This window comes from Bradyrhizobium sp. P5_C11_2, from assembly GCF_054049755.1.
On sequence record NZ_JBFULT010000253.1, the window covers coordinates 1 to 10,435 of the forward strand.

General features: G+C 63.6%; 10 protein-coding genes. 6 read left to right on the top strand and 4 right to left on the bottom strand.

Features of this window, described 5'->3' with window-relative positions:
- The 4 genes from ACXJL8_RS22410 to ACXJL8_RS22425 form a co-directional block, all read right to left on the bottom strand.
- The coding region (locus tag ACXJL8_RS22410; protein WP_456685607.1) for an AMP-binding protein at nucleotides 1–859 on the bottom strand (859 nt) is incomplete at its 3' end.
- Complete coding sequence (locus tag ACXJL8_RS22415; RefSeq protein ID WP_456623443.1) at nucleotides 846–1,091, bottom strand: acyl carrier protein; 246 nt, start codon at nucleotides 1,089–1,091, stop codon at nucleotides 846–848. The genes ACXJL8_RS22410 and ACXJL8_RS22415, both read right to left, overlap by 14 nt.
- 34 nt (nucleotides 1,092–1,125) lie before the next feature.
- Complete coding sequence (locus ACXJL8_RS22420) at nucleotides 1,126–3,042, bottom strand: long-chain-acyl-CoA synthetase (RefSeq protein WP_456623444.1); 1,917 nt, start codon at nucleotides 3,040–3,042, stop codon at nucleotides 1,126–1,128.
- Nucleotides 3,039–3,308 carry an acyl carrier protein gene (locus ACXJL8_RS22425; RefSeq protein ID WP_456623473.1) on the bottom strand — a complete coding sequence of 90 codons (270 nt, stop codon included), beginning with the start codon at nucleotides 3,306–3,308 and terminating at the stop codon, nucleotides 3,039–3,041. Before ACXJL8_RS22425 ends, ACXJL8_RS22420 begins: the two co-directional genes overlap by 4 nt.
- Nucleotides 3,309–3,545: 237 nt before the next feature.
- On the opposite strand from ACXJL8_RS22425, the gene ACXJL8_RS22430 reads away from it, so the two are divergent.
- The 6 genes from ACXJL8_RS22430 to ACXJL8_RS22455 are packed head-to-tail and all read left to right on the top strand — an operon-like array spanning nucleotide 3,546 to nucleotide 10,083.
- On the top strand, nucleotides 3,546–4,772 hold the full coding sequence (locus tag ACXJL8_RS22430; protein WP_456685608.1) for an acyl-CoA dehydrogenase family protein: 1,227 nt from the start codon (nucleotides 3,546–3,548) through the stop codon (nucleotides 4,770–4,772).
- Nucleotides 4,773–4,798: 26 nt separating this feature from the next.
- Nucleotides 4,799–5,803, top strand: coding sequence for an amino acid--[acyl-carrier-protein] ligase (locus tag ACXJL8_RS22435; protein ID WP_456623446.1), 1,005 nt, complete (start codon nucleotides 4,799–4,801; stop codon nucleotides 5,801–5,803).
- Nucleotides 5,804–5,835: 32 nt separating this feature from the next.
- Nucleotides 5,836–7,110, top strand: coding sequence for an O-acetylhomoserine aminocarboxypropyltransferase/cysteine synthase family protein (locus ACXJL8_RS22440; protein ID WP_456685609.1), 1,275 nt, complete (start codon nucleotides 5,836–5,838; stop codon nucleotides 7,108–7,110).
- A 27-nt stretch (nucleotides 7,111–7,137) separates the two neighbouring features.
- Nucleotides 7,138–8,295, top strand: coding sequence for a homoserine O-succinyltransferase MetA (gene metA, locus ACXJL8_RS22445; protein ID WP_456623447.1), 1,158 nt, complete (start codon nucleotides 7,138–7,140; stop codon nucleotides 8,293–8,295).
- 11 nt (nucleotides 8,296–8,306) lie between these two features.
- Nucleotides 8,307–9,167, top strand: coding sequence for an acyl-CoA acyltransferase (locus ACXJL8_RS22450; RefSeq protein WP_456623448.1), 861 nt, complete (start codon nucleotides 8,307–8,309; stop codon nucleotides 9,165–9,167).
- Between the two features lie 28 nt (nucleotides 9,168–9,195).
- Nucleotides 9,196–10,083 carry a branched-chain amino acid aminotransferase gene (locus tag ACXJL8_RS22455; protein ID WP_456623449.1) on the top strand — a complete coding sequence of 296 codons (888 nt, stop codon included), beginning with the start codon at nucleotides 9,196–9,198 and terminating at the stop codon, nucleotides 10,081–10,083.
- Nucleotides 10,084–10,435 lie beyond the last annotated feature (352 nt).

Genomic DNA, 10,435 nt, shown 5'->3' on the forward strand with positions numbered 1-10,435 from the left:
CGCTGAAACCGACGCCGGCCTCGGTCGAGGCATAGGCGTGACCGATCGACGCCTGCGGAAATGCCCGGGCCAAGCCGTCGAGCACGGCCTGGTCGGCGATTTCGCCCGACAGGCGGACATAGCGCGGCGAGAAATTGGCGGACGCGCCGCTCATCAGCAGCTTGCGCCAGTGCGACGGCGTCCCGGAGATGTGGGTGACGCCGCCGGCGCGCAGCCGCGCCACATGGGCCGCGATGGCTTCCCCGGGCTCGGAAAGCACCATCGATCCGCCGCCGATCACGGCTCGCAGGAAGATTTGCAGGCCGCCATAGCGGCGGATATCGTAGAACGTCGCCCAGGTTGCGTCGCGGTAGCGCGCAGGCCCGTCGGCGATGATCGCGCCAGCGAGTCCATCGAGCGTATGTCGGACGATCTTCGGCAGCCCCGACGTCCCCGAGGTCAGCATCAACCATTCGGTCGCATGGTCGATCTTCCGTCCCACGGCCCTCCGTTCGGGCAGGTCGATGCCGATAATAGTGCGCTTGCCGGCACTGCATCGGTGTAGCGGCCGATCGGTGACGATGGTGTCGATCCCGGCCTGCTCGAGCAGGACCTGCAGGAGATCCCAATCGAGGTCGGGCGGGCATAGAAGCATGCGGCGGGCGACGCCGTCGAGCTCGATCATTGCAAGCGCGGACAGCAGCTGTCGCGACGTCGCGAGCAGCACCGAGCGGCCGGACAACGCGAAGGATCCGCCAGTCAGGCAGCTGTGCTCGATCATGTCGGTCAGCGACACGCTGTGCCGGGCATCGGAAATCGAGCGGTGCTTCGACCCCGCGCCGAGATATTGGCGCAACGCGATGATGTCAGGCGGGGACATTCTCGTAGGCTCTGACAAACTCACCGAGGGTAGACGGGAAGGCTGCGTCCTCGGCGACAGTGAAGGGATCGATACCGAGCTCGTCCTCCAGCCGCGCAACCAGGATGGCGAATGCCAGCGAATCGAACCCGATGTCGTTCAGTGGCAGGTCGTCCTCAAACGGCGGAAGCGTGACCTTCTGTTCTTCGGCGATCTGCTTCATCGCGGAGAAGATCTTCGACTTGACCGACATTGTACACCTCACATTTCGGCTTTTCGGGCCGATGTTAGAGTCTGATTTCGCCCTCAACGATGCGCGCGTAGACGGCCCGGTCGATCGAACGATAGTCACCGGTCGCCGGATCACGCAGGAACAGCGGATCGTCCACCGCCGAGGGATCAAATCCCTCGCGGATCAGCCGCTGTTTCTGCTGCTTGAAGGTGTCGGTCGTATCGAGCGCCCGGCACAGCCTGACGAAGGCCGGAACTGCATAGGGCGGCAGCCGATACGAAAGGTGTTCTCTGAATATCCCGAAATCGAAATCCCGGTCCACCACCAGGGCCGCCATGCCGGCGCGGCCATCGGCCCCGGACACCGCAACTCCATAGGTCGAGGCGTCGAGAACGCCGTGGCAGTCCCTGATTGCGTCGTTCACTTCGCTGGTCGCGACGTTCTCGCCCTTCCAGCGAAAGGTGTCGCCAACGCGGTCTATGAAGTGCAAATACCCCTGCTCGTCGCGCAGCATCAGATCACCGGTGCGGAACCAGGCATCGCCCGCAGTGAAGACGTCGCGCAGAATCTTTTTCTCGGTCTCGGCGGGATCCGTGTAGCCCTCGAAAGGTCCGCCGTCGCGACTGGCGCTGCCGATACGTCCGATAGCCTCGCCGGTTTCGCCAGGGGCGCAGGCGATGCACAGCCCTGCGGCGCTCCGGATTGGGCTACCGCTGTCGGCATCGACCTTGACGATCGAGGCGGGAAAGCGATGCGCCAGAACCGGCGGGATCCGGCCGATCGCGCCCGGTTTTCCGTCCACATTGAACAGCGAAAAATTGCCTTCCGTTGCGGCATAGAATTCGAGGATCTGCGGAATCGCGAACCGGCTGGCGAACATCTGCCATATGTCGCCGCGCAATCCGTTGCCGACAGCCAGCCGCAGCCGGTGTCGCGCCTCTTGCTCAGACGCTGGCGCCTTCAGCAAATAGCGGCAGAGCTCACCAATATACTGGAAGACGGTGCAGTCGAAACGCTCGATGTCGTTCCAGAAGCTGCCGGCGGAAAATTTCTCCGCAATCACGACCGAACCGCCCGCGCAGAGCATGCTGCAGGGAGCCGCGACGCCGCCCACCGAGTGATGGAGCGGCAGGCAATCGTAGAGGCGATCGTCGGGGGACGCGTCCGTCAGTCCGGCAAACCAGCCGCCCCAGGCGAGGATGCGGCGATGACTGACGTTCGCCGCCTTCGGTAGGCCCGTGGTGCCCGAGGTGTAGATGAGGAGCGCGCGTCCATCGATCGTGACGTCGCCACGTTCGGCGGCGGACAGCGGACCTGGCTCGAAGGCGGCGAGCGCCGCATCCAGACCGCCGCCTGGATCGCCGGTGCCGAGGCTCCAAATTTGCGGCACGCGGTGCAGGTGCGGACGTGCGCTCTCGAACGCATCGACGCAATCGGCCGCGAGGATGAGGTGATCGGCCTGCGCGACGTCGATACAGTGGGCGAGCGACTGGCCGACCAGCCTGGTGTTGATCAGTGCCACCGTCCCGCCGACGCTGGTGATGCCGAGCCAGCAGGCGAGGTAGTCCGGCCGGTTCGGCATCAGCACGCAGACGGTGCGGCCGGCATGGAGGCCGAGGTCCCGCGCCCAGCGCGCATACCGGTTGATCCGGGCGGTGAGTTCGCCATAGGTGAAGGATTGGCCATCCGAGAGCAGGGCGGGCCGCCCGGGCTGACGCTGTGCCCAATCCTCCACGACGTCGGCGAACAACCGATGCGGCCGGGCTTCGAGCCGTGCGGTGAGTGCGATGGCTTGCAACCAGGTCTTGGCGGCGGACTGTCTGCGCCGCGGAACGTCGGGTCTGGTCGCTCGCTGGATCACGGTTGTCTTCGCGACGGGATCATGCGGCTGGGCTGGATCGGCGTCCGCGCGCACCCGCTCGATGCGGTTCGCTTGGTTGCCGAAGCAGAACCTCTGTTCAACTGGCTTCATCCCGACCCGGGTCCGAGCTGGTTGAGGATCATCCGCTCCATCGCCTTCACCGATTGAAAATTTTCCGGCGTGATCTCGAATTGGGGAAGGATGAGATCGAACTCGGCCTCAACCTTGAGCATCAGCTCGACCATGCCCATCGAGTTCAGCCCGATATCCACCAGCCGTGACTCCGGGTGAAGATCGGCGGTGATCGCGTTCTGCTGGAGGACGCTTCTGACGACGGATAGAACACGATTCTGGACGTTGACGGTAAGGTCGTGCATTTCGACTGCCCCCCTCGCCGTGACCGGGCTGATCACAATCCGGAGGCGACGATACCCAACTGCTCCCTCGGTCAATAGCTCTGCTTCGGAGGTACCTCGCCCGGGAGCGGAAGCTCCTTGACACCCACTTCTGCGCCAACGACGCGGCGAGGGAAGTGGGCTAGTTGTCAATTTTGAGCGGAATTCTTCTCGATCCGGCTGCGCGCCGTCCAACCATGAAACGGGAGGCTTTGGCCCATGACTGTGCAGGAAGTTCAGTTCCGCAACGTCGCCACGGAAATCGGCCGGATAGCGTTCTCTCCCGACGGCTTCTCGTTCCAGCAGCGGACGGCAAATGTCGCGGAGGTCGCTGCGGCGGAGGCCGAGGCGGTCGATCGCGAGGCGCGCTTCCCGCGGAAGGCGATCGACGCGGCGCGCAAGGAGAGACTTCTGGGCGCTCAGATTCCGATCGAGTTCGGCGGGGGCGGTGCGTCTATCTCCGAGGTGGCCGATATGTGTTACGCGCTCGGCCGTGCCTGCGCTTCGGTCGGGATGATCTTCGCGATGCATCAGACCAAGGTCGCGTGCCTGGTTCGCCACGGCGCGGGCAGTGGCTGGCACGAAAGTCTCATGCGCCGCGTGGCTGCCGAGCAGCTGCTGCTGGCATCGTCGACCACGGAAGGCCAGAACGGCGGAAACATACGCTTCAGCTCGGCCGCCGTCGAGAGCGCCGGCACCGAGATTTCGCTGGTGCGCGACGCGACGGTGATTTCGTACGGCGCCGAGGCGGACGGCATCATCACCGTCGCCCGCCGCTCTGACTCGGCCGCTGGATCCGATCAGGTGCTACTGGCCATCACCCGAGACGAATATACGCTGGAGCCCACTCTCGGGTGGGAGACGCTCGGCATGCGTGGGACCTGCAGCGCCGGCTTCAAGCTGAATTTCAGGGGCGCCGCGGACCAGATATTTCCCGTGGCATACGAAAAGATCCATGCGCAGACAATGACGCCCGTCGCCCACCTGTGCTGGTCCTCGGTCTGGGCGGGGATCGCGGCTGCGGCCGTGGGCCGGGCGCAGCTCTTCATCCGCAAGGCCGCCCGCGGATCTGGCGGCAATATGCCTCCCGGCGCGGCGCATTTCACCGCCGCCAAAATGACGCTGACGAAACTGCGCGCCATCATCGCCGCGAATCTCCAGTTCTATGAAGCTCGCGAACGGGACGAGCGCGCACTGTCGTCCGTCGAGTTCCAGTCCTCGATCAATCTTCTCAAGGTGGAGGCCTCCGAGCTCGCGGTTGCGACCGTCATGCACGCGATGCGCGCCTGCGGGCTGTCCGGATACCGCAACGACACCGACGTAAGTATCGGCCGCCACCTGCGTGACGTGCTTTCCGCTCCGATCATGATCAACAACGATCGCATCCTCGCCAGCATGGGTACCGCCACGCTGATGAGCACGGTCCCGGACTCTCTGTGCGATTGATTGTCCTCTGAAAAGGAAACGGCCTGATGAAAGTGGCCATTGTTCAAGCACCGGCGGACTCCACTCCGCCACCGGGCGATCCGTTGGATCACCTTGCCGACGCGCTGTTCCACGAGATGGGCTCTCCCGGCGTCTATGGCCGTACCGCGCTCTATGAAGACGTCGTGGAGCGGATTGCGGCGGTGATCTCACGTAATCGCGAACCGAACACCGAGGTGATGCGCTTCCCGCCCGTCATGAGCCGCACCCAGCTCGAGAGGTCGGGCTATCTGAAGAGCTTTCCCAACCTTCTCGGCTGCGTCTGTGGCTTGCACGGCACGGAGAGCGAGATCGACGCGGCCGTCAGCCGCTTCGATGCGGGCGGTGACTGGACCGCGTCGCTCTCGCCGGCCGATCTCGTTCTGTCGCCGGCCGCCTGCTATCCAGTCTATCCGATCGCGGCGAGCCGAGGGCCCGTGCCGGCAGGCGGCTGGAGCTTCGACGTGGCCGCCGATTGTTTCCGTCGCGAGCCCTCGCGCCATCTCGACCGGCTGCAGTCCTTCAGGATGCGCGAATTCGTCTGCATCGGGAGCGCCGATCACGTCTCGGCGTTCCGGGAGCGCTGGATCATACGTGCACAGAAGATCGCCCGAGATCTCGGGCTAACCTTCAGGGTCGACTATGCCAACGACCCGTTCTTCGGCCGGGTCGGGCAGATGATGGCAGTGAGCCAAAAGCAGCAGGCGCTGAAGTTCGAACTGCTGGTGCCTCTGCGCTCCGAGGAGCGACCCACGGCCTGCATGAGCTTCAACTACCACCGGGATCATTTCGGTACCACCTGGGGCATCGTGGATGCGGCCTCCGAGCCGGCCCACACCGCCTGCGTGGCCTTCGGAATGGACCGTCTCGCCGTCGCCATGTTCCATACCCACGGCAAGGACGTCACCCTGTGGCCGATCGCAGTGCGGGAGCTGCTTGGCCTGGCGCAGACCGACCGCCGGGCGCCGTCAGCATTCGAGGAGTTCCGATGCGCCAGGGAAGTCGGGAGCTAGCCCGGAATCGGAGAGCCGAAGGGCCAGCCTCCATGAGGCGAGAAACTCTCGCCGTCCACGGCGGCTTTGACTGCGATCCGGCAACAAAGGCCGTTGCCGTGCCGATCTACCAGACGGCCTCTTATGCATTCGACAGCGCCGACCATGGAGCCGCGCTCTTCAATCTTGAAGTGGACGGCTTCCGCTATACGCGGATCGGCAATCCGACCAACGCGGTGCTGGAGAAGCGCGTCGCCGCCCTGGAAGGAGGCATCGAGGCACTCAGCGTGGCCTGTGGTCAGGCCGCGGTGAACTATGCAGTGGTCAACATCGCGGAGATGGGCACCAACATCGTCTCGGTTCCGCAGCTTTACGGCACCACGCATACGCTGTTCGCGCACATCCTGCCGAGGCAGGGTATCACGGTCCGGTTTTCGGAAGACGACCGGCCGGCGAGCGTCGAGAGACTGATCGACGACGATACGCGGGCGGTGTTCTGCGAGAGCGTCGGAAATCCGGCCGGAAACGTCTGCGACATCGAAGCGATGGCTGAGGTGGCGCACAGGCACGGCGTCCCGCTGATCGTCGACAACACGGTGCCGACACCGATCCTGCTCAGGCCGATCGAATACGGCGCAGATGTCGTCGTGGAGTCGCTGACGAAATTCATGGGTGGGCATGGCACCACGCTCGGTGGAATTATCGTCGACGGCGGCAGGTTCCCGTGGGCCGAGCATCGCCGGCGCTTCCCGATGATGAACGAGCCGGAGAAATCATATCATGGGCTGGTCTTCGCCGAGCGCTACGGGGCCGCCGCCTACATTGCGCGTTGCCGCGCCGTTTCCCAGCGGACCACCGGCGCCGTCCTGGCGCCGATGRACGCTTTCCTGCTGCTCCAGGGCATTGAGACCGTCGCGCTGCGGATCGAGCGGCACGTCGAGAATGGCGAGAAGGTCGCGCGGTTCCTGCGCAATGACCGCCGTGTCGGATGGGTGAATTATGCGGGCTTTCACGACAGCCCCTATTACGCGCTAACACAGAAGTATCTAGGTGGTCGGGCGTGTTCGCTGCTGACTTTTGGCGTGGCTGGAGGCTTCGAGGCGGGCAAGCGGTTCTACGACGCGCTGAAGCTCTGCAAGCGGCTGGTCAATATTGGCGACGCGAAAACGCTCGCCTGCCACCCCGCATCGACCACGCACCGGCAAATGTCGGCCGAAGAACAGGAGAGAGCCGGCGTGCGGCCCGAGATGATCAGGCTGAGCGTCGGAATTGAGCACATCGACGACATCGTCGCGGATCTCGATCAGGCCCTCGGCGCCGCGAATTGAGGTTTCGCCAACCATGAAGGCACTCGCATGACTGTCTTGATCGACGTAGATTCGCCTGAGCACCACCTCTTATCGAGAGCGCCGGACCGAGGCGCCCATGCGATGGTGTCACCGGGAAGCCGGGCGGAGTGCCTCGACATCGGGCTCATCAACAACATGTCGGATGCCGCATTGATGTCGACCGAGCGCCAGCTGTTCGACCTGCTCGCTGCGGCTGCCGGACGACTTTGCGTCAGACTGCATTTCTATACGATGGAGGCGACCCCCCGTTCGGAATGGGGGCGGGATTACGTGCGTCGATACTACCGTGGCATCGACGATCTGCTGAACAGACGCCTGGATGGAGTGATCGTGACCGGCGCCGAACCCAGAGCCGCCAGTCTGACGGAAGAGCCATACTGGACCACCTTCGCCGAGATCGTTGACTGGGCCCGGGAGAATACCGTGTCGTCGGTGTTTTCCTGTCTGGCCGTCCATGGGGCCGTCCTGCACCTGGACGGCGTTACGCGCCACAAGCTGCCTACCAAATGCTTCGGTGTCTTCGCTCAAACAAAGACGAGACATCACCCCTTGATGCAGGATGTGCCGAGGACCTTCCGAATTCCGCACGCCCGGTGGAACGAGGTGCAGGAGGAAGATCTCTCGGACTGCGGATATTCGGTTCTCACCTGGTCGGCGGAGGCCGGCGCCGACTGCTTCGTCAAGCAGCAGAAGAACAGCCTTTTCGTCCATTTCCAGGGCCACCCGGAATACGAAACCCAGAGCCTGCTAGGTGAATATCGAAGGGATATGGGTCGCTTCCTCCGGGGAGAGAACGAGGTCTGTCCGACGATACCGAGGGGCTATCTGAACGAGGGCGGGGAAGAGATACTGATCGCTTTCCGACAGAAAGCCCTTTCCGACAGACGTCCCGAGCTTTTTGCCGACTTTCCGGCCGATCAGCTGACGAAGGACCTGAGCAACGTCTGGCATCTGCCTGCCAAGCGCATATACCGCAACTGGTTGCTGTACATGGCGTCGCAGCGAGATGGACGTTCAAAGCCGTTGGGAGCGCGAGAAGCGGCTCTCTCTGCGGCCGGAATTCCGGTCCATCGCCATGGACGCAAGTTGGTTGCCGCTCGATCCGCTCGTCTGGCGCGCTCGCCAAACCCGGTGACCAAGAGGCGGCTCGGATACTACGAGTGAGAGTTCGGACCATGATCCGATGCCGTGAGATAGGAATAGCCGATCTTGACGCCATCGCCGATCTCCTGACACGCGGCTTTCCGATCCGTTCGCGCGACTACTGGATCGACGGACTCCGGCGCCTGTCTGTGCGCGAGACGCCCGACAGCTTCCCGCGCTTCGGCTACATGCTCGAGCACGACCGGGCGCCCGTCGGTGCTCTGCTGTTGATCCACACCGCAAGGAACAACGGTGGAAGCACCTCCATCCGCTGCAATCTCTCCAGCTGGTATGTGGAGCCTGCCTTTCGCAGCTACGCACCGATGCTGACCAAGGTGGCGCAGCGCCACAACGACGTCACCTACGTCAATATCAGTCCGGCGCAATGGACTTGGCAAGCCATCGAAGCGCAGGGATTCCGCCGCTATTGCGGCGGCTTGTTCTTCTCCTTTCCGGCGGTGTCGCATCCGGTCAAGGCGATGCGCGTGGAGGTCGTCCGGCAGGACGTCCAGGCGATCGACGGCTTGTCCGAAGCCGACGTCGTGCTGCTGGCGCGTCACGCAGCCTACGGCTGCCTCTGCCTGGTGTGCCGCGCCGCCGATGGCCGCGCCTTTCCGTTCGTCCTGCAGCCGATGCGCGTCGGCCGCATCAGGCTGCCGGCGATGCAAATGATCTATTGCCCCGATGTGGCCGATTACGTCGTGTGTGCCGGCGCTATCGGCCGCTTCCTGCTGCGGCGTGGCCGGATATCGATTGCGCTCGACGCCAATGGCCCTGTGCCTGGCCTCGCCGGCATCTACAGGGAGCCGATCGGCCGCAAATACTTCAAGGGCCCGCATTGTCCCCGGCTTGCCGATCTGTCGGATTCCGAGCTGGTGATCTACGGACCATAACTCAGTCGTTCGAAAATGGAGGTTCGTCGTGGTTCCCAGCACCAGTTCCGTCAACCATTCGCGGACATGGACATTCTTTCGCGGCCAATGGCACGAGGGCAACGTGTCGATCATGGGGCCACGCACCCATGGGCTCTGGCTCGCCTCGACCATCTTCGATGGCGCGCGCGCCTTTGAAGGTGTGATGCCCGACCTCGATCGTCATTGCGCCCGCGTCAATCAATCTGCGATCAACTTCGGGCTTAAACCGGTCGTCGATCTCGGCACGTGGCTCGGACTGGTGCGTGAAGGTATCGCCCGTTTCCCTGCCAATGCCGAACTCTACATCCGCCCGATGTACTGGCCGCAGAATGGCGTCGGCGGCGGCGTGCTCTTCGATCCGGAAACGACCGACTGGTGCCTTTGCATCTACGAATCGCCGATCCCGCAGCCTGTCGGCAGCGCGATCACGCTGTCGCCGTTCCGCAGACCGACCGCCGAATGCGCGCCGGCCGATGTCAAGGCCTCCTGTCTTTACCCGAACAGTTCCCGGGCGCTCATGGAGGCTGCCTCGCGCGGCTTCCAGAATTGCCTGATGCTGGACATGCTCGGTAACGTCGCGGAGTTCGGCAATTCGAACGTGTTCATGGCGAAAGACGGCGTTGTCTTTACGCCGGCGCCGAATGGCACCTTCCTGAACGGAATCACGCGGCAGCGCGTGATCGAGCTCTTGCGCAGTGACGGCGTCACGGTGATAGAGGCAACGCTGCGCTATGCCGATTTCGTCGGTGCGGACGAGATCTTTTCGACCGGAAATTTCGCCAAGGTCGCGCCGGTGATCCGGATCGACGGCCGGCAACTCATGCCCGGGCGCTTTTATGCGCGGGCGCGAAAGTTGTATTGGGATTTTGCCCACGAGGTGAAGCTTGCTGCGTGAGAGGACATCACGGAGCAACATTGGGAGAGGATAGGTCACGACTATCAGGACGGCTTTCGCGGTCGCTTGGAGCCGGGACGGGCCCTCCGCGAACTCAGGATTGCGTGCCAGCCGCAAACCTCGCGCCGCTCAATTTGGAGACTTTTTCCGTGAGAGGAGACGGAATAGTGGATATCGCAATGTAGCTGAACCGCCGTGCTCCCTCATGAAGCGAGAGCAAGGCTCGCCATCATCAGGCCGATGGCCGCGATCCAGCCTCCGAGCGCGCGAACGGTGATCGTCCGCCAAGAGGCCGAGCCGTCCGGCTCGGCCTGTCTGAACACGACGGTTAGAGCCATCGTGAGTGTGATCA

What these genes read in the sequence shown, in the direction of transcription:
- ACXJL8_RS22415 (WP_456623443.1), bottom strand. Translation starts at nt 1,091, where the DNA reads ATGTCGGTCAAGTCGAAGATCTTCTCCGCGATGAAGCAGATCGCCGAA.
- ACXJL8_RS22420 (WP_456623444.1), bottom strand. Translation starts at nt 3,042, where the DNA reads ATGAAGCCAGTTGAACAGAGGTTCTGCTTCGGCAACCAAGCGAACCGC.
- ACXJL8_RS22425 (WP_456623473.1), bottom strand. Translation starts at nt 3,308, where the DNA reads ATGCACGACCTTACCGTCAACGTCCAGAATCGTGTTCTATCCGTCGTC.
- ACXJL8_RS22430 (WP_456685608.1), top strand. Translation starts at nt 3,546, where the DNA reads ATGACTGTGCAGGAAGTTCAGTTCCGCAACGTCGCCACGGAAATCGGC.
- ACXJL8_RS22435 (WP_456623446.1), top strand. Translation starts at nt 4,799, where the DNA reads ATGAAAGTGGCCATTGTTCAAGCACCGGCGGACTCCACTCCGCCACCG.
- metA (WP_456623447.1), top strand. Translation starts at nt 7,138, where the DNA reads ATGACTGTCTTGATCGACGTAGATTCGCCTGAGCACCACCTCTTATCG.
- ACXJL8_RS22450 (WP_456623448.1), top strand. Translation starts at nt 8,307, where the DNA reads ATGATCCGATGCCGTGAGATAGGAATAGCCGATCTTGACGCCATCGCC.